Genomic DNA, 20,664 nt, shown 5'->3' with positions numbered 1-20,664 from the left:
CGTGCTAGCCCTGGATGGAACCGGCGAGTTCGAAGATCGGCATGTACAGCAGGAACACGATCAGCCCGATCAGGCCGCCGACCACCAGCATCAGCAACGGCTCGAAGACCTTGCTGAACAGCTCGATGGCACGTTCCAACGCCTCGTCGTGGAACTGCGCGATCCGCTCGCACATGGCCGCCAGCTCGCCGCTCTGCTCGCCGACCCGCAGCAGGCGTTCGGCCACCGGCGTGGTCAGTTGGTGCCGCGCGAGGGTGCTGGACAATGGCTGGCCGGCGCGAATATCGCCCAGGCTGCGCGCCAGGTCGCCCTGGCGTTCGGCCGGCAGCAGTGCACCGGCCATTTCCAGCGCGGACACCACCGGCATGCCGCCCATCAGCAGCATGCCGGTGGTACGGTAGAGGCGCGCGAGGATGAACAGGGTGCGCTGGGCACCAAGGCTGGGGATCTTCCAGAGCAGGGTCGCCAGCTTCTGCCTGAGCGTGGCGGTGCGCAGCAGCAGGACCAGGCCGGCAATCAGCACCAGCAGGCCGGCCAGCAGCAGGCCGCCTTGCTGGTCGACCCGTTCGCCCCACCAGACCATGAAGCGCGCGGTCGCTGGCAGATCGCTCATGGCGTCGAACACCGAGGCGAAACGCGGGATCACGAAGAACAGCAGGAACAGCAGGATCAGCGCGCCGACCCCGAGCACCACCAGTGGATACATCAGCGCGCTGCTGACGCGCTTCTTCACGGTCTCCAGGTGGGCCTCGAAGTGGTGGTAGCGGCGCAGGGCCACGGCCAGCTGCCCACTGTGCTCGGACGAGGCGGCGGTCGCCACCAGCAGTCGTGGAAAGATCGCCGGCCGCGCCTGCATCGCCCGGGAGAAACTGTGGCCCTGGTACATCGATTCCAGCAGCTCGCCCAGCACTTGTCGGTTGATCCCCGGCGATGCCTTGTCGCGCAGGGTTTCCACCGACTCCACCAGCACCAGTCCGGCGTCGAGCAGTACCACCAGCTCCTGGATGAACAGGTTCAGGGCAAAGCGTGCGCCGCGCCCGGGCCACTTGAACTCGCGCAGTGGGCGTAGCGACACCACCTGAGCGTCCTGCAACTGCCGACGGGCCTCGTCGAGGTCGCTGGCTTGCAGCCGCAGGCTGCGCAACTGGCCGTGGCTGATGATCCTCGCGTCGAACTGTTTCACGGCCGGGCCCCACTGCGCAGGGCGAGCGCCCGGCGCCGTTCCAGCAGACTCGCGTAGTACGCCCACACCTGCCGTGCATAGCGCTGGCGGTTGACGTCGCGCTCGTTGGCAGTACCGGCGTTGTAGGCACCCACGGCTTGCCAGCCATAGCCCAGGCGCTGGACGAAACGGGCGAGAATCCAGGCGCCAGCCATCACGCTGGTGCAGGGTTCTTCCTGCAGGTTGCGCTCGGCGATGCCGAAGGCCGCGAGGGCCGGCAGGTGCCGGCTGTTGATCTGCATCAGGCCGATATCCTGGCTGCCGTCGCTGTTGGCATGGCGGGCCCGGGGATCGAGCCCCGACTCGACCTGGGCGATGGCATAAAGCAGCAGCGGATCGATGCGGTAGCGTTCGCCGGCGTCCTGGAAACAGTTGGCCTGGCCTCTGGCGACGATGAACAGGGCTGCCAGGGCAAGCAGGGAGGCGAGTGGAGGGCGCATGACGGGCTCAGAAGCCATACACGATGTCGGCGGCGGTACCGTCGCCACCGGCCTTGCCATCGCGGCCCAGCGAGATGATCTCGACCTCATGGCCGGCTCCGGGGTTCTTGAACAGGTAGGGGTTGTTCCACGGGTCGGCCGGTACGCCCTTGGACAGGTACGGGCCATGCCAGCCGGGTTCGCCGGCCGGGCGCTCGACCAGCACGTCGAGGCCCTGGGCCTCACTGGGGTAGTGGCCGTTGTCCAGGCGGTACTGGTGCAGGGCATCGGCCAGCGATTTCATCTGGCCCTTGGCGGTCTGGACCTTCGCCAGCTCCAGGCGATCGAACATCTTCGGCCCGACGTAGCCGGCCAGCAGGGCGATGATCAGCAGGACCACCAACAGTTCGAGCAGGGTGAAGCCGCGTGGTGGCGGGACAAGGCGAATCGGTGCGAAACCGTTCATGGGGGGCCTCGGCTGATGCGGACAGGAACGCGGTTACGACTAACCTTTTTCCGGCCCTACAGCAGGTGGGCACCACCGGCAGGTACACGTTGAACATGTCGTTGGGTGAATGACTGTCTGTAACTCTAGTTCAAAGCCTCGGAATGCAAGGACAGGCCACTTATATCTCTTCACTATCAACGGCGTGGCGTAGCGCTTCGCCCGGAAATATGACGCCGCAGGGCGAGTGCGGCGCCATAGGCTTCGGGTCGGCCGGGTTCAGAGTTTGTCCCAGGCCTGATCCCAGTGGACACCCTTGCCGGGGGCGTAGGCCCAGGCCGCCCCCTTGCACCAGTCGGTGTAAGGCCAAGGCTTGCAGCGGTAGAGCCCACCGGCGTTACTGACGATATCGCCGGCCTTGTAGGGCGAGCCTTCCTTGTAGGCCGGGTAATCACCACCACCCGACTCGGGTTTCGCCGTCAGGTCCTGTTCGATTTCACCGCGCTTGCGATTGGCGTCGTCCAGTACCGTCAGGCGCAGCCGGGTGGTCGTGGGGGTGGTGGTAGCCGGCGCGGTGATGCTGAAGCTCTCCTGGATATTGCTGCCATAGCTCCAGCCCAGCGCCGGTGTCATCGACCAGGCATATCGCAATGGCGTGCCGTTGTAGGAGGTGGATCGCGTGCCACTCATGGTGAAGCTTTCACCGGCCTTGACCTCGGTTGGCCCATCGATCACCGCCACGGGTGGCCGCTCATCGATCGGCCCGGGTATCTCGCCACCACCACCGGTGTCGACGGACATCTGCGTGGAGTTGCGGGCATCGCTGAGGTAGTTGAAGTTCTTGTAGACATCGCTGCTGTCGAAGACGATGTCGCCGTTGTCGTTGCGGTTGACCCCGACCCGGACCACGTCGCGGTTGCCGGCCAGCTGTTGCGCCAACTGTTTGCCCCAGACCGCCGGTGCCTGGTTGCTGGCCGTGATCGGCAATTTCAGGTCGATCAGCTCGCTGACTTCGCGATCATGGCCGAAGACCCGATAGTGCACGGTGTCCCCGGGTTTCGGGTCGATCCCGTTACCGTCGATGAAGACCTTCTCCTTGAGCCAGGGCGATGGTTGCGGCATGCCGCCGAAGGTGATGTCGCTGCAGCCGTAGAAACCCTCTCCCTGCGGGTCGCGACGTTGCCACCAGGTGAAGAGCACGGCATTGCCGGTACGCCCGGGCGGTACCTCCACCTGGAACTGGAAGAAGCCGTTGGCGCTGCTGATCAGCGGCGGCTTGTCGCCCCAGTCCTTGCGGGCCTGGGTCAATTCCTCGGTGTGCACCAACTGCAGGTCGTCCCAGCGCAGGGGCCGGCTGGCGCTGTCATAGTCGGCCTTGCTCAGGTAGATCCTGACGAAGCTGGGCACATGGGCCGCAGTGGTGATCAGGCGCACGGCGATCTTGCCGCTGGCGTCGGGCTTGACTTCGGTCCGTGTCCACTCCGGCATCACCAGGTTCAGCACGTCCATCCCTGGACGATTCACCGAGCAGATCTTGCCGTCGGGCACCTGCGTCTTGAGGAACGCTTCGCCGCCGTCGGCGTCGTTGTAGCGGCCACCGATGTCGCGGTTGACTTCATTCCACTGGGTCGCGGCGTGGATCATCTGCCCGGCATGACCGGGGGCTGTCACCGCGCGGCGACAGCCCTCGTCCTTCATCTTGTCGGCGGAGCCCCAGTAGTCGGCGTAGCTGCGGCACAGCGTCTGCCGGGAAACCGGGCTGTCCACCGCGCCATGGGCCCAGCCCAGCGCGGGAACGGCCAGGAGTGCCGCCAGTGTCCCGCTGAGCAGTGGGTGTAGGGGGAAAGGTCGTCTGTTCATGGTTCAGTCTCTATTCGAATTGGAAAAACGCCCCGAACCGGTCGAGGCCTGGTTTTCACTCAACGACTGAATGGGTGACCTGGCATGTGCACCTCCCACGTAGGTTCTACGTTCCTTTTGGAGGGTTACTCTGTCCAGGCCGGTACAGAAACTGCCACCCCTGATAACTGCCTTGCCCGCTGAAACTTTCCTGGCCCTGGCGGAAATTGCCCTGCTTGAGCGGCTGCCCCGGCGCCTGGCTGTAGAGGCCCATGACGGTTTCGCCGGGGCCGGCGATGATGCCCCACTCGGCACCGACCTGAAGCGGGTCTTGGTAGGCCCGTCGCAGGTAGCGCCGGACCGTTGGCTGGCGCCGGTCCAGCAGCAGGTCGTCGAGGGACTTCGGGTACAAGCCGCCGGCTTCGTAGTAGCGGCCGATGGCCCGGCGGATCTCCTCGCCCTGGGCCAGCAACTGGGCCTCGCGCTCGCGACGCAACAGGGTCGACCAGAGCGTGCCGGTTTCCAGCATCAGCACGGCGATGACCGCCACCGCGACCAGCAGGCCCATGAACACGGCGCCATGCTGGCTGTGGGTCACTCCGCGGTCACCAGTTGCCATAGTCGGTTCCATCCACACCGCGTCCGGGCGCACCGCTGTGCACGTCACCGATGCCGCTGTCCTCGTCGTGCTGCAACTGCCAGGTATCGCTGCGTCCGGTCAGCGGGTCCCGTGGAACCTCGCGCAGGTAGCGGCCGCTGACCAGTTCGTCGAGAGCGTCCGGATACTTGCCCTTGTCCTCCCGGTAGTGGTCCAGTGCCTGGCGGATCGACACCAGGTTGTGGCGCAACACGGTTTCCTGGGCCTTGGTGTGCTGGCGAAAGTACTGCGGCATCACCAGGGTCATCAGCGTGGCGATGATCGCCATCACCACCAGCAGCTCGATCAGGGTGAAGCCGCGGCGTCTACCAGGCGCTGTAGGGAATGCCATTGAGGCCCTCCTTGGCGCTGCCCGATGAGACATCGAAGACGTCCTCGCCCTCGGCTGGAGCCTCGGCACTGCTGCGGTAGCTGCGCAGGCGCCAGGTTTTCTCCGGCGGCTGGTCCGGGCATTCGCAGAGCGGGTCGCGGGGGATGCGCCGCAGGAAATGGATTTTTCCACCGGTGGGATCGCGCTTGTCGACCACACCTTCAGCCAGCACCGCGAGGGTCGGTGGATAACCGCTGGCGACCAGGGCCTTGTCGACGCGGCCGTCCTCGGTCGCCTCCTTGTACGCGTCGATGGCGCGGCGGATTTCCCGCAGAGAGCGTTGCAACTCGAGTTCGCGCTCGCGCGTGCCGATCAGCGTGGTCAGCGGATAGGCCACCGTCGCCAGGGTCGCCAGCAGGGCCAGGGTGAGCAGCAGCTCGATCAGGGTGAAGCCGGCGCTGGGCAGGCGGCTGGTCGCTACGCGAGAGAGCGGAAGCGGCCACATGGGAATCGCACCATGCTGGATATCCTCGAGTAAATGCGTCAGGCCAAGACACCTTTACTGCAAGAACATGGCGCGCTGTGCCAAGGAGTGTAGCTGAAACTCCGGGCATGGCAGTCAGCCCGTCGATTGATGCAAGTGTCCACAGAGACTGTTGGCCGATCTGTGGATAACGTGTTCGCGCATCGCTACAGCCCGCGCAGATAAACGCCTGTAGACCACCGTACGAAAAATGATCAGCGTAAGCGGCGGTTTTTATTGGCTTTTTTGTGTGGATAAAGCGCGTGGGGAGGTGGGCTCGGCCGTTGGGTTTTCAACAAAGTCTGTTGGCGCTTTTGTGGATAAGTTGTTCGCTATCGGGTGCAGGCCTTGTTTCACAAGGCTTTCAGAGTGTTGATCAAAAAATGATCGAAAGTGGCTTTTTCTCCAGCTGAAGCAGCTGAGTACGTGGTTCTTCACGGTTTCCAGCGGTTTTCCACAGTCGCACGGCAATGTTTGCCACTTGCGCACAAAGTCTGTTGGCCTTTCTGTGGATAAGATGTTTGCCATCCTCTACAGGCCCATGAATACATGGCTTGCAGAGTTTTGGTCAAAAAACGATCAATGGCTGGCGAAACCGGTCCTTTTGGATAAGTCACGGATTTTATTCAGATTCACCCGGTAAAAGGGGGGGTAAAACCGGCACTTTCCCACATTTACTGTGGGTCGCTTTGTGGATAAGTTGTTCGCCAAGCGTTGCAGGCCCCGGTTTACATAGCATTCAGCGCTATAGATCAAATTTCATACAGTTCTAAGGCTGTTCATTGACACCCCTCTGGCCAAAGTCTTCACTCATGGCACAAGGACACAACCTTATCCGTATCCATACCAGGTTCAGGGAGAACGCTTGATGGGTCGCCGATTCGCCTATTGTCCGCCGCCGCGCTCCTCCCGGAGTGTCGAAGCTTGCGCCCTGATTCCCCGACGTATTCATCGCCACGCGGTCAACCAGCGCGCGCGGCTATAGCGCCTGTTCCGGCGGCCCATCCAGTCCATCGTTGCCCGCACGCCGAGTCTGCGTGCGCGTTCGCCCGCTGCATCACCGTTTGTCCCGGTTGCGACCACCGCAGAGCGGTCTGGCCTGGACCCTGAGAGGAAATGACCATGACCCGGATTTCCACGCCCATCAGTGGCATCAAGGAGCACTACGACGTCATCGTGATCGGTTCCGGCTATGGCGGCGGCATTGCCGCCTCGCGCCTGGCTCGCGCCGGCAGGAGCGTCTGCCTGCTCGAACGCGGGCGGGAGATCCGTCCGGGCGAGTACCCCAACACCATGATCGCGGCGACGGAGGAGTTGCAGGTGCATGACCCGGACGGCCATATCGGTTCGCGTACCGGGCTGTACGACCTGCACGTCAATGCCCAGCAGAACGTGGTGGTGGGGTGCGGGCTGGGTGGCACCTCACTGATCAACGCCAACGTGTCCCTGGAACCGACACCGGGGGTTTTCGATGACCCGCGCTGGCCCCGGGCGGTGCGCGAGCACCGTGACACGCTGCTGGCCGATGGTTATGCACGGGCCCGCGAGATGCTCAAGCCCAACCCGTATCCGGCTTCGGCACCGGCGTTGGCCAAGCTGGATGCCAACCGCAAGTCGGCGGACTTTCTCGAGGAGCAGGCGCATTTCTATACCCCGCCGATCAACGTGACCTTTGACCCGCTGCCCGGCAACCTCAATCACGTCGGGGTCGAGCAACTGCCGTGCAACCACTGTGGCGATTGCGTCTCGGGGTGCAACAACAAGGCCAAGAACACCACCCTGATGAACTACCTGCCGGACGCCTGGAATCATGGCGCCGAGATCTTCTGCCAGGCCGAGGTGCGTTACCTGGAGCGTGACGGCGAGGGTTGGATCGTGCACTTCCAGTTCCTGGACAGCGGCCGGGAGAAATTTTCCGCGCCGACCCTGTTCGTCAAGGCCGGCATCGTCGTGGTGTCTGCCGGAACCCTGGGTTCCACGGAGATCCTGCTGCGTTCGCGCAACAAGGGCCTGCAACTCTCCGACCAGCTCGGCGAGCACATGAGCGGCAACGGCGACATCCTCGGTTTCGGTCACAATTGCGGGCAGGTCATCAACGGTATCGGCTTCGGCGCCCATTCGGCCAAGGACCTGCAGCCGGTCGGACCCTGCATCACCTCGATCATCGATCTGCGTGGCGACGGTGACTGGCGCAGCCGCATGGTCATCGAGGAGGGCTCGATCCCGGGTGCGCTGGGACGGCCCATGGTGCCGGCGATGGCCGGCTTCGCCGAACTGGTCGGCGAGCCGACCGAGAAGGGCGTCAGCGCCGAGTTGCACTACAAGGCCCGCGAAGCCGAGAGCTTCGTGCGCGGGCCCTATCATGGCGCGCTGCACAACATGCAGACCTACCTGATCATGAGCCATGACGACGGCAAGGGGCGCATGGTGCTCGATGACAAGGACCAGTTGCGCATCGACTGGCCGGGCGTCGGCGAACAGGAGAACTTCAAGCTGGGCAACGAGCGCCTGCACCAGTCGACCCGGGCCCTGGGCGGGGTCTGGGTACCGAACCCGATCTGGACCCCACTGTTGCGCCACAGCATCGTCTCGGTGCACCCCCTGGGCGGTTGCGTGATGGGCGAGGATGCCGGGCAGGGCGTGGTCAACCACAAGGGCCAGGTGTTCAGCGCGGCCACCGGCAGCGAGGTGTACCCGGGGCTGTACGTGGCCGACGGCGCGGTGATTCCGACGTCCCTGGCGGTCAATCCGCTGTTGACCATTTCGGCGGTCAGCGAGCGCAACATGAACCTGCTGGCCGCCGATCGCGGCTGGACCATCGACTACAGCCTGCCCTCGGCACCGCGGCAGCCGGTCGTTGCGCCAACCCTCGGCGTGCAGTTCACCGAGACCATGAAAGGCTATTTCTCCCGGGACTTCACCCAGCCCCAGGGGACCGACCTGGGGGTGTACCAGGCCGCGGCGAAAAGCGGCGAGGCGCAGAATTCGCCCATCGAGTTCACCCTGACCATCACTGCGAACGATCTCGACCGGCTGATCAAGGAGCCCGGGCATGCCGCGACCCTGGTCGGCACCCTCGATGCTCCCGCGCTGTCGCCGTCTCCGCTGACCGCCAGCAACGGCGTGTTCAACCTGTTCGAGCAGTATGAGCCGCAGGTCGGCGTACGGCACATGAACTACGACATGAAACTGACCGCCGAGGACGGTCGCGACTATTACTTCAGCGCCTTCAAGAGCGTCCCCGAGGACCACGGCCTGCTCAATATCTGGCCCGATACCAGCACCCTCTACGTCACGCTCTACCAGGGCCCGGACAAGACCGGTGCAGTGATCGGCTCCGGGGTCATGCACATCGAGCCGGCCGATTTCGCCAAGCAGATGACCACCATGAAGGTGCTCAACGCACGTAACGAGGGCGAGCGGATCGACGCCCTGGCGCGCTTCGGCAAGTTCTTCGCCGGGATTCTCTGGGAAAGCTATGGCGGGGTGTTCGCGGGCGATATCTATTTCAACCCGGATGCGCCACCACGGCACAAGCGGCCGCTGGATGCGCCGGTGCCCACCGTGCATTTCTTCGAGACCGAGGACCAGGTGCAACTGCGCCTGACCCGCTACCAGGCCGGCAGCAAGGGCCCGGTCATGCTGGTGCACGGGCTGGGCGTGGGCTCGAATATCTTTTCCACCGACACCATCCAGACCAACCTGCTGGAGTACCTGTGCAAGCACGACTACGACGTCTGGCTGCTGGATTTGCGCGTCAGCATCCTGCTGCCGGCGAGCAAGCTGGAGTGCAACGGCGACCAGATCGCCCAGTACGACTTCAAGGCGGCCATCGCACAGATCCGTGAGGCCACCGCTGCCGCGGACGTGCAGTGCGTGGTCCATTGCTACGGCGCCACGACCTTCTTCATGGCACTGCTGGCGGGGCTTGAGGGCGTACGCTCGGTGGTCTGCTCGCAGATCGCCGCCGACACGGTGGTGGCCACGGCAACCGGGATCAAGGCCGGCCTGCACCTGCCGGGCGTGCTGGACGCGGTGGGGATCAAGTCGCTGACCGCCTATGCCGACAGCAAGGAAAGCTGGTTCAACAAACTCTACGACAAGGCCCTGGACGCCTATGCGCGGATCGAGGCCCAGGGCTACTGCACCAACCCGGTCTGCCACCGGATCACCTTCATGTATGCCTCGCTGTACCGGCACGACACCCTCAACGAGAACCTGCACGACAACCTGCACGAGCTGTTCGGCGAGTCGAACATACAGACCTTCGAGCACCTGGCATTGATCTGCCGCAAGGGCCACCTGGTGGACTTCAAGGGCCACGATGTCTACATGCCGCATTTCGACCGCCTGGATCTGCCGATCTGCTTCATCAGCGGTGCCGACAACCAGTGCTACCTGCCGCAAAGCACCGAGAAGACCTACGAGCGGCTGGTGCAGATGCACGGCCCCGAGCTGTACAGCCGCCATGTGGTGCCCGGCTACGGCCATATCGACTGCATGTTCGGCAAGGACGCGGTGGTCGATGTGTATCCGCTGATCCTGGCGCATCTGGAGAAGACCGCGCTGGGCTGATGAGTCTGGCGAGCTGTTTACTCGTGGCGAGCAGGCTTGCCTGCGCTCGGCTGCGCAGCAGCCGCAAATTCGCTGGGCGCGTTTTTCCTGGCGCTTCGCGTCAGCCGATTTCAGGGCCGCTGCGCGCCCCAACGCAGGCAAGCCTGCTCGCCACAGCCACAGCCACAGCCACAGACAGTGATCCGGTGATTGGAAATGGATTTGCAGGTAGAGGGTGACATGGACAATTACATCCGCTGGTACCAACGCATCATCTGGCTCGGCATCCTGATGAACATGCTGTTTGCCCTGCCGGCGCTGTTCGCCCCGGCACTGCTGACCTCGGTGGTCGGCCTGCCGCCGGTGCTGTCGGATCCCTGGCTGGAAAACGCCGGCATGCTGCTGGTGGGCATCAGCCTGTTCTACATGCCGTCGGGTTTCGATGCCCGGCGGTTCCCGATCCATTCCTGGCTCTGCGTGTTGAGCCGGCTGGTCGCCGTGGTTTTCTGGATCTACCTGATCCAGACCAGCACCACGCCTTCGGTGTTCGTACCGATGCTCTACGGTGACCTGGGCATGTTCCTGTTGCTGGGCATCACGCTCTACCTGGGCTGCCCACCCGCCACCCGACCCTGGGCCCTGCTGGTCGATGGCTGGCACGCCTGGTGCCATGGCTGGGAGGTCCGCTGGCAACGCCACGGCTTTCGGGTTGGGCTGCTGATCACCCTGTTGGTGCTGGGCTTCATCGGCTACCAGAGCTGGTACAACATGCTGCGGGTGGTGCCCGAGGAGAAATTCGCCGCCGACGAGGATCATTTCAAGTATGCCGCCATCGGCCTGGGCATCGAGGCACGGATTCCCTACTACCTGTTTTCCGTGCTGCCGCAGATGTGCCCGGAGAAGATGCCCAGGCCGGGGGCGGGCTGGGAGGCCTTCGGTTTTCTCTACGAGGACGGTCGCGACCTGCCGATCGGCATGGCCAAGCGGCAGATCGGCTACCCGACCGTCGAGCCCAACTGCGCCCTGTGCCACACCGGCTCCTATCGCGCCTCGGCCAGCGACGTTGCCCGGCCATTGCCCACGGCACCGGCCAATACCCTGCAGCTACAGGCCTTCCAGTGGTTCGCCTACGACTGTGCCAGTGATCCGAAATTCACCGCCGAGGCAGTGATGGCGGCGATCGAGGCCAGGTTCCAGCTGGGGTTCTTCGAGAAACTGTACAACCGCTACCTGATCATTCCGATGGCCAGGAGTGCGCTGCTCAAGCAGAAGCAGGCCTATGCCTGGCAGAAGCTGCGGCCGGCCCAAGGGCCGGGGCGCACCGATACCTTCAACCCGACCAAGATGGTGGTGTTCGGCTTCCCGGATGACTCGACCATCGGCACCGTCGACCTGCCGCAGATCTGGAACCAGAAGCCGCGCGAGTCGCTGTATCTGCACTGGGACGGCAATAACAACAATATCCACGAGCGTAACTACGCGGCGGCCATGGCCGTGGGGGCGACGCCGGAATCGGTGCTGCCGGAGAGTTTCAACCGGGTGACCAACTGGTTGCTCGGCACCAGGCCACCGGTCTGGCCATTCGCCCTGGACCAGGCGCGGGTGGCCCAGGGCAAGCCGATCTGGGACAACCACTGTGCCGGCTGCCATGCATTCGGCAAGGCCGACACCGGCCAGGTCACGGTGCCGATCGATACCCTGGGCACCGACCCGCATCGGTTGGACTCGTTCACTACCGGCCTGGTCCAGGCGTTCCACGGCTTCAAGAAACCCCCGTTCGATTTCGGCGCCTATCGCAAGACCCAGAGCTACAGCAACACACCCACCGATGGCATCTGGATGCGCGCGCCGTACCTGCACAACGGCTCGGTGCCGAGCCTGTGGGACCTGTTGCAGGCCCCGGACAAGCGCCCGCTGACGTTCAGTACCGGTTCGGATGTGTACGACCCGGTCAAGGTCGGCTTCGTCACCAGCGGGCCGCAGGTCCTGGGCCCGAACTACTTCAAGTACGACACCCGTCTGGAGGGCAACCATAACAGTGGCCACCTGTACGGAACCCAACTGACCGACGCCGAGAAGTGGGCGTTGATCGAATTCATGAAGACGTTGTAGGGAGCCTGTGATGAAGCTGCAGCATCTGGAGCATGAACTGGCGAAAATCCAAGTCCGGCTCAGCGGGTTGAAGGCCCGGCTGGAGTTGTCCTGGAAGAAACTGATCAACGATATCGAGCCGGAGGAATTCCAGGCGATCCAGCAGCTGTTGCAACGTGGGCATGACCAGGCCCGGTACGTGCTGGCGCATGGCGAGCTGCCGGGCGACGAGCCGGCGGTTCCGTGGGAGCTGGCCCATGGCCTGTCGATCCTGCACCTGGGCAAGGCCGAGGCGCTGCCGACCTCGGAGGCGGAGTTGCCGACCCGGGTACTCAAGGACGGTACGTTGCTGGGGTGCCGCAAGTGGGAGCTGCTGGACCTGCTGTGGAGCGAAGCCCTGATCAAGTGGATCGAGAACCTGCGCCATCATGCGGTGTTCATGACCACGCCGACGGTGATGATGATCGACAACGAGGTGAGCCTGGCGATTGCCGGGGACTGGGGGACCGGGCCGTTCGACAGCCATGCACCGGCGGTCAGCGTGGCCGGCCAGATGAGTCGGCTCCAGGCCGATTTCACCATTCACCTGGGCGACGTCTACTACGCGGGCACCGGGTCCGAGGAGGACGTCGACATGGCTGGCTGGCCAATGGGCAAGCATGGCGCCTTCACGCTCAATTCCAACCACGAGATGTACAGCGGCGCGCACGGTTATTTCGCCGAGCTCAATGCGCGCTTCCCCGTGCAGCAGGGCACCAGCTACTTCGCCCTGTACAACGACGATTGGCTGATCGTCGGCCTGGACTCGGCCTATGCGTCCAAGCCCCTGAACCTGTACATGGACGGCACGCTCAACCAGCAGCAGATCGACTGGCTGAAGAGCCTGCCCAAACGCGGCAAGCTGCTGGTGCTCAGCCATCACCAGGGCTTCGATATCACCGGGCACAACCCGAACGGCCTGTACCAGCAGGTCTGCGATGCGCTGGGGCGGGTGCCGGACTACTGGTATTGGGGGCATCTGCACAATGGCATCGTCTATGCCGAGCTGAACGGGCTGAAGGCGCGCTGCGCCGGGCACGGAGCGATTCCCTATGGCGTGACCAGCGAACTGGACGGCAACAAGCGGGTGCTGTTTTCCGAGACGAAGAATGCCGGTGACCCGGAGTATCCGGAGCGGGTGCTCAATGGCTTTGCGCGGGTGCGGCTGAGCGGCGCGAACATCATCGAGGAGTTCATCGGCGAGGATGGTTCGTTGCGCTGGAGTTCACAGGGATAAGGCCTGGTGCGGCCTTGTGGGAGCCGGCTTATTGATCGTTCCCACGCTCTGCGTGGGAGCGCCGCCCGTGACGCTCTGCGTCACAAGAGCGGACGCCGAGCGTCCAGAGAGGCATTCCCACGCAGAGCGTGGGAACGATCATCACGGGGTACTGTAGGAGCAGGGCTTGTCGGGGCGCCGAACCGTCGCGAAGCTTTTTGCTTTTAACCGTGCACCGGCACGCCTTTGAGGTACGGCGCAGGCTCTGCCCCGAGGTTGCTCAGCATGCGCTCGCTGTACCAGTCGATGAAGTTGACCACGCCGAACTCGTAGGTCTTCGAGTACGGGCCGGGCTGGTAGGCCACGGAGTTGATGCCGCGCTGGTTTTCCTCGGCCAGGCGACGGTCCTGGTCGTTGGTCGCATCCCAGACCTGGCGCATGCGCGCCACGTCATAGTCGACGCCTTCGACCGCGTCCTTGTGCACCAGCCACTTGGTGGTGACCATGGTTTCCTGGGCGCTGATCGGCCATACGGTGAAGACGATGATGTGGTCGCCCATGCAGTGGTTCCACGAGTGTGGCAGGTGCAGGATACGCATCGAGCCCAGGTCCGGGTTCTTGATCCGGCCCATCAGTTTCTTGCAGCCCTGCTGGCCGTCCATGGTCATCGACACGGTGCCCTTGAGCAGCGGCATGCGCACGATACGGTTGCGCAGGCCGAAGCTGGCGTGGGCATACGGAATCTTCTCGGCTTCCCAGGCGGCGGCGGAGGCGGCCACGTGGTCCTTGAACGCCTGGTCGGCGCGCGGGTCGGTGACGTCGTCCCACTCCAGCAGGGTTTTCAGCAGCTCCGGGTGGGAGCCGTTGCAGTGGTAGCACTCACGGTTGTTCTCGATGACCAGCTTCCAGTTGGCCTTTTCCATCAAGGTGGTCTGCACCGCCACCTTGGTGTTCTCCATGTCGTAGGGTTCCATGTAGTGGTTCAGGGTGCTGAGGAACTCGTCGATCGCCGGCGGGTTCTCCGCCAGGCTGATGAAGATGTAGCCACCGGCGGTCTTCACGTTGATCGGCTTGAGACCGTACTGCTTCATGTCGAAGTCGGCGCCCATCTCGGTGCCGGCGAACAGCAGGCGGCCGTCGAGCTCGTAGGTCCACTGGTGGTAGGGGCAGACCAGCTTGGCGACCTTGCCCTTTTCGCCGGTGCACAGGCGCGAGCCACGGTGGCGGCAGACGTTGTGGAACGCATGGACCACGCCGTCGGCGCCGCGGATGACGATGATCGGGTTCTTGCCGATCTGCAGCGTCAGGTAGTTGCCCTTGGTCGGGATCTCGCTGGTCATGCCGGCGATCAGCCATTCCTTGTGGAAGATCTCCTGCATGTCGATGTCGAACAGACGCTCGTCCGAATAGAACGGCTGCGGCAGGGAGAAGGTGCGCTCGCGCTCCTGCAGCATCTGTGCGGTGGCCTTGCGTGCGGGCTCCAGTGGGTCGCCCAGGCTCAGGGTGGTGGTGTTGTCCATCGTTCAGGTCCTCATGGCCATGCGGTGTGGCCGACGAATATTGGCTAAGTGGTCGATGCAGCGGGTTCGGACCACACGGTTGCGACGCAAGACAGAAATACAGCCAGTCATTTGCGACGGAGTGTGGGGCTGGCAGCGACCAGGACCTTATCCATGGGCGACACGGCCGAATCCGTTCCCGACGCGCAAGCACCCGCCGTTGGGGGCTGGTCGCGATAAGCATGCCAATGTCGCGGATAGGTAAACGGGGCGTTTTGGCCTTGCGCAGAATCGCCACCATAAGAGCTGACAGTCAGCGGTGGAGAACAACATGTCGAACAACTTCCTGAATCCGGTAACGACCCAGACCTGGGCCAATGGTCGGCATATCGTGCGCTGTGTGAAGGTCATCCAGGAAACCTGGGATGTGCGCACCTTCTGCTTCATGGCCGACCAGCCCATCATGTTCTTCTTCAAGCCGGGGCAGTTCGTCACCCTGGAGCTGGAAATCGAAGGGCAGCAGATCATGCGCTCCTACACCATTTCCAGCTCGCCTTCGGTGCCCTACAGCTTCTCGGTGACCATCAAGCGCGTGCCGGGCGGCAAGGTTTCCAACTGGCTGCACGACAACCTGCACGAAGGCCAGGAGCTGGCGGTGCACGGTCCGGTGGGCCTGTTCAACGCCATCGACTTCCCCAGCCCCAAGGTGCTGTACCTGAGCGGCGGCGTCGGTATCACCCCGGTGATGTCCATGGCCCGCTGGTTCTACGACACCAACGGCAACGTCGACATGGTGTTCATCCACAGTGCCCGCTCGCCCAAGGACATCATCTATCACCGCGAGCTGGAACACATGGCGTCGCGGATCGACAACTTCAGCCTGCACCTGATCTGCGAGAAGCATGGCCTGGGCGAGCCATGGGCTGGCTATCGCGGTTACCTGAACCACAAGATGCTGGAGCTGATGGCGCCGGACTTCCTTGAGCGCGAAGTGTTCTGCTGCGGCCCGACGCCGTACATGAATGCGGTGAAGCGCCTGTTGGAAGCAGCCGGTTTCGACATGAGCCGCTACCACGAGGAGTCCTTCGGTGCGACGCCGCCGGAAGCCCGTGCCGATGCGGTGGAACAAGCCGAACAGGCGGCCGATGCACCGCCAGTGGACGCAGCCGACCTGCACCAGGTGGAGTTCACCGAAACCGGCAAGAGCATTCGCGTGGCACCGGGCGAGACCGTGCACGCGGCGGCGGCCAAGCTTGGCCTGATGATTCCCAAGGCCTGTGGCATGGGTATCTGCGGGACCTGCAAGGTGCTCAAGCTGAACGGGGAAGTGGAGATGGAGCACAACGGCGGGATTACCGACGAAGACGTGGCCGAGGGCTACATCCTGTCGTGCTGCAGCGTGCCGAAGGGTGATGTGCGGATCGAGTATTGATCCTGGTTGCCAGGGGCAGGGGGCTTGCCTGTGGCGAGGGGGCTTGCCCCCGCTGGGCTGCACAGCAGCCCTGAAGCCAGCAACCGCGGACCTTCAGATAAACCGCAAGGTCCGGGTTTGGGGCTGCTTCGCATCCCAGCGGGGGCAAGCCCCCTCGCCACAAGGTTGAGCCGGAAGGCTTGGAGCACGCCCCTTACAGGCTGAACCGCGCCACCAACCCGTTGAGGTCCACCGCCAGGCGGGCCAGCTCGTTGCTGGCCGCGCTGGTCTGGTCGGCACCCGTGGCCGACTGCACCGACAGGTCGCGGATGTTCACCAGGTTGTGATCCACCTCGCGGGCCACCTGGGCCTGCTCTTCGGCGGCGCTGGCGATCACCAGGTTGCGTTCGTTGATCTCGATGATCGCGCTGTTGATGGTGTCCAGCGCCAGGCCCGCGCCCTTGGCGATGTTCAGGGTCGACTCGGCACGCTCGGTGCTGTTGCGCATCGAGTCCACGGCCTGCTCGGTGCCGCCCTGGATGCTGCCGATCATCCGTTCGATTTCGCTGGTCGACTGCTGGGTGCGGTGGGCCAGTGCACGCACTTCGTCGGCTACCACGGCAAACCCGCGACCGGCTTCACCGGCCCGTGCCGCCTCAATCGCCGCGTTCAGCGCGAGCAGGTTGGTCTGGTCGGCCAGGCCGCGGATCACGTCCAGCACCTTGCCGATATCCCGCGACTCTTCGGCGAGGTTGCCGATCAGCGTGGCGGTGCCCTGCACGTCGCTGCTCATGCGCTCGATGGCACTGACGGTTTCCTGCACCAGGTCGCGGCCGTCGCCGGCCGAGGCGGTGGCGTTTTTCGAGGCTTCGGAGGTGCTCACGGCATTGCGCGCGACTTCTTCCACCGCGCTGGTCATCTCATTGACCGCGGTGGCCGCCTGCTCGATCTCGTTGTTCTGCTGCTGCAGTCCGCGCGCACTTTCCTCGGTGACGCTGTTCAGTTCTTCGGCGGCGGAGGCCAGCTGGGTTGCCGAGCCGGAGATACGCTGAAGGGTATCGCGCAGTTTCTGCTGCATCTTCAGCATGGCTTGCAGCAGGCGGGCGGCCTCGTCGGTACCGTCGACCTTGATCGCATGGGTCAGGTCGCCCTCGGCGATATGCTCGGCGGCGCCCAGGGCCTGGGCGATCGGCTGGGTGATGCTGCGGGTCAGCAGCCAGGCGAACAGGAAGGTCAGGGCGGTGGCGATCACCAGCAGGGTCACGACCAGACCGAAGGCCGCACTGTATTGGTCGCTGGCCTGCTGGTTGGTGTCGTTGGTCTGCTGCGTATTGATCTGCAGCAGGCGGTCCAGGGCACTGTTGACCTGCTCGGAGTTGGTCAGCAGCTCGTTGTTGATCAGGCTGGTCAGTTCGGCGACCTGATTGTTGCGCGAGAGGGTCTTCATGCGCTCTTCGATCTGCCGGTATTGCCCCAGCAGTTGCACATACTGTTCGTACGCCGAGCGCTCCTCGGCGCTGGCGATCAGCTTTTCATAGGCCACCCGGGCCTTGTCGATCTGCTGGTTGCGCTGGGCGAACAGATCCAGGGTCTTGGCCTGGGTATCGGCTTCGCGGTTGGTCAGCAGGCGGTAGGAGAGCACGCGCAGGCGCAGGGTCAGCTGGGTGAAGTCATCCAGGGCCTTGATGCTCGGAACGTTGTTGACCGTGATCTGCTCGCCGGCTGCACGGATCTTGCTCATCTGGTTCAGCGAGAAGACGCCCAGGATCAGCATCAGGGCGCCGATCAGGGAAAAGCCGAGGAACGCTCTCGGAGCGATATTCATTGTGCGTAGGGACATGATGATTCCTGGTAAAAGCGCGTTCCGTGCGGCCTTTGGGGTGAAGGTCTACACGCGTTATCGGTCGTACGACTAAAGTCTAGAGGGGGCGCGCGGATTTGTCGCAGACGGGGCTTTGCGACAGAAGGTTTGGAACATGTTTCGCCAATTGCAGTCCCTAAGGGGTGAAGAAAAGTCCCATGCCAGTAAAATCAAGGCTTTGCGAGCGTTTTTCCCTGGCAAACCGGGGGGCTTTTCTTTATCGTACGCGCCCTTTGAAACTGCCCGAGAGATCAAGATAATGCTGGAGACTTCCCTCAACCAACTGGAACAACTGGTCAGCGAACTGGTACAGCAGAAGCAGGAGCTGTTGGCCGCCAATGCTCAACTCAATACCGAACTGGCCCGGGCCAAGGATGAAAACGAAAGCCTGCAGTTGAACCTGATGGAGCAGGAAGAGAAGCACGGTGCCACCGCCGCCCGTATCCAGGCGCTGGTCGAGCGCGTCAGCGCAGGTCCCGTGAGCGCATGAGAACCAGCAGCGACGGCGTGACCGTCATTTCGATCCTTGGCGAGGACTACTCGATCAAGGCCCCAGCGGGGCATGAGCAGACGCTGCTGGAAGCGACCCAGATGCTCAAGACCGCCCTGGTCGATACCAAGAAGAAGTTTCCCACGCTGATCGGCGAGCAGTTGCTGGTGCTGACCGCGCTGAACCTCTGCTCCCAGCGAATCGAAGAGCAGCATCAGCACCGTGAGGTGCTCGACCGCTGCCAGGAGCAGGTCAGTGCCACGGTCGACGTGATTTCGAAGACCATCGGGCAGAATTGAACCACGATGTGATCGTGTCGAGGCAAGCGGTTCCATTCTGATTGCGAGTCGGAGATGGAACCCTTGCTTCATCATGTTACTCGGCCAGGAGCCGTATCTCGTAGAGACCGACGTCGACTTCCCGGTACGTCTTTCTGGTAATGGTGATGGTCTGGCCAGTACGGCTATGGATATGGTCGCCGGTATTGATCAGCTTCGACATCTCGTCGAAATCCACTATGGGATAATCACTGGCCTTGCCATCGCGTTTGACGGTCAGTTCGGTTGTCTTGTTCATGTCTTTCTCCTTGGCGTGTATGGCTGCCACCCTTCGGGTAGCAGGCCTGGGCTCTGAAAGACTGCAGATATTCTTTTTCAGGACGCCCCATCCTCCTATGGCTGGGGAGAGAGCGATACTGTCAGAAATGACAGTGTCGACCGGCGGTAGTCGCCCGCGAGCCCATCCGCGGGGCGTTAAAGACAGTCGCCTGCCACTAGGTACGCGCCTGGCGCTGCCACTGAGGGAGCGCTTGCCCGCGAAGGTCGATGACGCGCAGCCGGCGCCCCGTTCGCAGGCAAGGCCGGTTTACAGGGAAGCGGACATGACCTCGCGGATGTCCGCCGCCAGTTCCCGTACCCGCGCTTCCTCGGTATCCCACGAACACATGAAGCGTGCCCCACCCTTGCCGATGAAGGTGTAGAAGCGCCAGCCGCGGGCCGTCAGCGCGGCGATCGCCGGCTCCGACAGTTGCAGGAACACGCCGTTGGCTTCGACCGGGAACATCAGTTCCACGCCGGGAATGTCCTTGACCAGGCTGCTCAGCAATTGCGCGCAGTGGTTGGCGTGGCGCGCATGCTTGAGCCAGGCGTCGTTTTCCAGCAGGCCGACCCAGGGGGCCGAGAGGAAACGCATCTTCGAGGCCAGTTGCCCGGCCTGCTTGCAGCGATAGTCGAAGTCTTCCGCCAGGTCGTGGTTGAAGAACAGGATCGCCTCACCCACGGCCATGCCGTTTTTTGTCCCGCCGAAGCACAGCACGTCGACTCCGGCCTTCCAGGTCAGGTCGGCTGGCGAGCAGCCAAGGAACGCGCAGGCGTTGGAGAAGCGCGCGCCGTCCATGTGCAGGTGCAGGCCCAGTTCCTTGCAGGTGGCGCTGATGGCGCGGACTTCGTCCGGGGTGTAGACGCTGCCGACCTCGGTGGCCTGGGTCAGGGTCACCACCCGCGGCTTGGGGTAGTGGATGTCCTGGCGCTTGAGGGCGATTTCGCGGATTGACTCAGGGGTCAGCTTGCCGCTTTCGGTACGGGCGATGAGCAGCTTGGAGCCGTTGGAGAAGAACTCCGGTGCGCCGCATTCGTCGGTCTCGACGTGGGCGGTCTCCGAGCAGATCACGCTGTGGTAGCTCTGGCACAGCGACGACAGGGCGAGGGAGTTGGCGGCGGTGCCGTTGAAGGCGAAGAACACCTCGCAGTCGGTTTCGAACAGTTTGCGAAAGCCATCGGCCGCGCGCTGGGTCCACTCGTCGTCGCCGTAGGCGCGCTGGTGGCCGTGGTTGGCCTGTTCCATGGCGGTCCAGGCTTCAGGGCAGATACCGGAATAGTTGTCGCTGGCGAATTGTTGGCTCTTATCGGTCATGGCCCGGTCCTTGTGATCGTTTACGACGTGCACTGTAACCAGAATCGACGTCAGCGCACAGGCACAGTTTCTGTAGGAAAACCCTCTGCTTGACGGTTAAAGAATCCCCTGTGGCGAGCGGGCTTGCCCACGCTCGGCTGCAAAGCAGCCGTAAAGCAGGCTACCCCGGTTTATCT

General features: G+C 63.4%; 16 protein-coding genes and 2 pseudogenes. 6 read left to right on the top strand and 12 right to left on the bottom strand.

The genetic code is table 11. From position 1 onward, the window contains the following. Window positions 1-4: 4 nt before the first annotated feature. The 7 genes from HU752_RS30190 to HU752_RS30160 all read right to left on the bottom strand — a co-directional run bounded on the left by HU752_RS30190 (window position 5) and on the right by HU752_RS30160 (window position 5,398). Window positions 5-1,183, bottom strand: a complete 1,179-nt coding sequence (locus HU752_RS30190) for a type II secretion system F family protein (RefSeq protein ID WP_186684444.1) — start codon at window positions 1,181-1,183, stop codon at window positions 5-7. Then, the gene (locus HU752_RS30185) at window positions 1,180-1,662 is read right to left on the bottom strand and encodes a lytic transglycosylase domain-containing protein (protein WP_186684442.1); all 483 of its coding nucleotides are present in this window, start codon (window positions 1,660-1,662) and stop codon (window positions 1,180-1,182) included. The genes HU752_RS30190 and HU752_RS30185 overlap by 4 nt, the downstream gene beginning before the upstream one ends. 7 nt (window positions 1,663-1,669) lie before the next feature. Further along, window positions 1,670-2,107 (bottom strand): type II secretion system major pseudopilin GspG, encoded by a 438-nt coding sequence (gspG, locus tag HU752_RS30180; protein WP_186684441.1) that lies wholly within the window; start codon window positions 2,105-2,107, stop codon window positions 1,670-1,672. A gap of 258 nt (window positions 2,108-2,365) precedes the next feature. After that, window positions 2,366-3,946, bottom strand: coding sequence for a lytic polysaccharide monooxygenase (locus tag HU752_RS30175; protein ID WP_186684440.1), 1,581 nt, complete (start codon window positions 3,944-3,946; stop codon window positions 2,366-2,368). Window positions 3,947-4,052: 106 nt separating this feature from the next. Continuing rightward, the gene (locus HU752_RS30170) at window positions 4,053-4,544 is read right to left on the bottom strand and encodes a type II secretion system protein (RefSeq protein ID WP_437182310.1); all 492 of its coding nucleotides are present in this window, start codon (window positions 4,542-4,544) and stop codon (window positions 4,053-4,055) included. Further along, entirely contained in the window at window positions 4,531-4,914 is a 384-nt protein-coding gene (locus HU752_RS30165) for a type II secretion system protein (protein ID WP_186684439.1), read from the bottom strand. The genes HU752_RS30170 and HU752_RS30165 overlap by 14 nt, the downstream gene beginning before the upstream one ends. Beyond that, window positions 4,889-5,398: a prepilin-type N-terminal cleavage/methylation domain-containing protein gene (locus HU752_RS30160; RefSeq protein WP_186684438.1), complete on the bottom strand. Its 510-nt coding sequence runs from the start codon at window positions 5,396-5,398 to the stop codon at window positions 4,889-4,891. Before HU752_RS30160 ends, HU752_RS30165 begins: the two co-directional genes overlap by 26 nt. A gap of 1,140 nt (window positions 5,399-6,538) precedes the next feature. Here HU752_RS30160 and HU752_RS30155 point away from each other — a divergent pair. The 3 genes from HU752_RS30155 (at window position 6,539) to HU752_RS30145 (ending at window position 13,337) form a co-directional block, all read left to right on the top strand. Then, window positions 6,539-9,991 carry an alpha/beta fold hydrolase gene (locus tag HU752_RS30155; protein WP_186684437.1) on the top strand — a complete coding sequence of 1,151 codons (3,453 nt, stop codon included), beginning with the start codon at window positions 6,539-6,541 and terminating at the stop codon, window positions 9,989-9,991. Window positions 9,992-10,210: 219 nt separating this feature from the next. Further along, window positions 10,211-12,082, top strand: coding sequence for a c-type cytochrome (locus HU752_RS30150; protein ID WP_186684436.1), 1,872 nt, complete (start codon window positions 10,211-10,213; stop codon window positions 12,080-12,082). Between the two features lie 10 nt (window positions 12,083-12,092). Then, window positions 12,093-13,337 carry a metallophosphoesterase family protein gene (locus tag HU752_RS30145; RefSeq protein ID WP_189656694.1) on the top strand — a complete coding sequence of 415 codons (1,245 nt, stop codon included), beginning with the start codon at window positions 12,093-12,095 and terminating at the stop codon, window positions 13,335-13,337. Window positions 13,338-13,540: 203 nt separating this feature from the next. Here the strand turns inward: HU752_RS30145 and gbca are convergent, their stop codons facing one another. Further along, on the bottom strand, window positions 13,541-14,836 hold the full coding sequence (gene gbca / locus HU752_RS30140; protein WP_186684434.1) for a glycine betaine monooxygenase oxygenase subunit: 1,296 nt from the start codon (window positions 14,834-14,836) through the stop codon (window positions 13,541-13,543). Window positions 14,837-15,146: 310 nt separating this feature from the next. Between gbca and gbcB the strand changes: the two genes are divergently transcribed. Further along, the gene (gbcB, locus tag HU752_RS30135) at window positions 15,147-16,247 is read left to right on the top strand and encodes a glycine betaine monooxygenase reductase subunit (RefSeq protein ID WP_186684427.1); all 1,101 of its coding nucleotides are present in this window, start codon (window positions 15,147-15,149) and stop codon (window positions 16,245-16,247) included. 193 nt (window positions 16,248-16,440) lie between these two features. Here gbcB and HU752_RS32340 read toward each other — a convergent pair. Further along, window positions 16,441-17,040: pseudogene (locus HU752_RS32340) on the bottom strand (methyl-accepting chemotaxis protein); the annotation flags it as partial. Window positions 17,041-17,343: 303 nt separating this feature from the next. Further along, window positions 17,344-18,000 (bottom strand): annotated as a pseudogene (locus tag HU752_RS32335) (MCP four helix bundle domain-containing protein); the annotation flags it as partial. Between the two features lie 346 nt (window positions 18,001-18,346). On the opposite strand from HU752_RS32335, the gene HU752_RS30125 reads away from it, so the two are divergent. Continuing rightward, complete coding sequence (locus tag HU752_RS30125) at window positions 18,347-18,577, top strand: hypothetical protein (RefSeq protein WP_186684416.1); 231 nt, start codon at window positions 18,347-18,349, stop codon at window positions 18,575-18,577. After that, entirely contained in the window at window positions 18,574-18,876 is a 303-nt protein-coding gene (locus tag HU752_RS30120; RefSeq protein ID WP_186684414.1) for a cell division protein ZapA, read from the top strand. Before HU752_RS30125 ends, HU752_RS30120 begins: the two co-directional genes overlap by 4 nt. Before the next feature lie 76 nt (window positions 18,877-18,952). Here the strand turns inward: HU752_RS30120 and HU752_RS30115 are convergent, their stop codons facing one another. Together HU752_RS30115 and HU752_RS30110 are read right to left on the bottom strand one after the other, a co-directional pair. Next, window positions 18,953-19,153 carry a hypothetical protein gene (locus HU752_RS30115; RefSeq protein ID WP_186684412.1) on the bottom strand — a complete coding sequence of 67 codons (201 nt, stop codon included), beginning with the start codon at window positions 19,151-19,153 and terminating at the stop codon, window positions 18,953-18,955. Window positions 19,154-19,441: 288 nt separating this feature from the next. Then, a complete protein-coding gene (locus HU752_RS30110; protein WP_186684410.1) occupies window positions 19,442-20,488 on the bottom strand; it encodes a threonine aldolase family protein in 1,047 nt (348 codons plus the stop codon). Window positions 20,489-20,664: the final 176 nt, after the last annotated feature.

The organism is Pseudomonas vanderleydeniana (assembly GCF_014268755.2).
GTDB lineage: Bacteria > Pseudomonadota > Gammaproteobacteria > Pseudomonadales > Pseudomonadaceae > Aquipseudomonas > Aquipseudomonas vanderleydeniana.
The sequence above is the reverse complement of the archived record's forward strand: the minus strand, read 5'-3'. Positions and strand labels throughout refer to the sequence as shown.

Bases quoted from the DNA above. Each gene is read 5' to 3' on its own strand.
- HU752_RS30150 (WP_186684436.1), top strand. From the start codon at position 10,211: ATGGACAATTACATCCGCTGGTACCAACGCATCATCTGGCTCGGCATC.
- gbca (WP_186684434.1), bottom strand. From the start codon at position 14,836: ATGGACAACACCACCACCCTGAGCCTGGGCGACCCACTGGAGCCCGCA.
- HU752_RS30145 (WP_189656694.1), top strand. From the start codon at position 12,093: ATGAAGCTGCAGCATCTGGAGCATGAACTGGCGAAAATCCAAGTCCGG.
- HU752_RS30165 (WP_186684439.1), bottom strand. From the start codon at position 4,914: ATGGCATTCCCTACAGCGCCTGGTAGACGCCGCGGCTTCACCCTGATC.
- HU752_RS30160 (WP_186684438.1), bottom strand. From the start codon at position 5,398: ATGTGGCCGCTTCCGCTCTCTCGCGTAGCGACCAGCCGCCTGCCCAGC.
- gbcB (WP_186684427.1), top strand. From the start codon at position 15,147: ATGTCGAACAACTTCCTGAATCCGGTAACGACCCAGACCTGGGCCAAT.
- gspG (WP_186684441.1), bottom strand. From the start codon at position 2,107: ATGAACGGTTTCGCACCGATTCGCCTTGTCCCGCCACCACGCGGCTTC.
- HU752_RS30185 (WP_186684442.1), bottom strand. From the start codon at position 1,662: ATGCGCCCTCCACTCGCCTCCCTGCTTGCCCTGGCAGCCCTGTTCATC.
- HU752_RS30125 (WP_186684416.1), top strand. From the start codon at position 18,347: ATGCTGGAGACTTCCCTCAACCAACTGGAACAACTGGTCAGCGAACTG.
- HU752_RS30115 (WP_186684412.1), bottom strand. From the start codon at position 19,153: ATGAACAAGACAACCGAACTGACCGTCAAACGCGATGGCAAGGCCAGT.
- HU752_RS30155 (WP_186684437.1), top strand. From the start codon at position 6,539: ATGACCCGGATTTCCACGCCCATCAGTGGCATCAAGGAGCACTACGAC.
- HU752_RS30120 (WP_186684414.1), top strand. From the start codon at position 18,574: ATGAGAACCAGCAGCGACGGCGTGACCGTCATTTCGATCCTTGGCGAG.
- HU752_RS30170 (WP_437182310.1), bottom strand. From the start codon at position 4,544: ATGGCAACTGGTGACCGCGGAGTGACCCACAGCCAGCATGGCGCCGTG.
- HU752_RS30110 (WP_186684410.1), bottom strand. From the start codon at position 20,488: ATGACCGATAAGAGCCAACAATTCGCCAGCGACAACTATTCCGGTATC.
- HU752_RS30175 (WP_186684440.1), bottom strand. From the start codon at position 3,946: ATGAACAGACGACCTTTCCCCCTACACCCACTGCTCAGCGGGACACTG.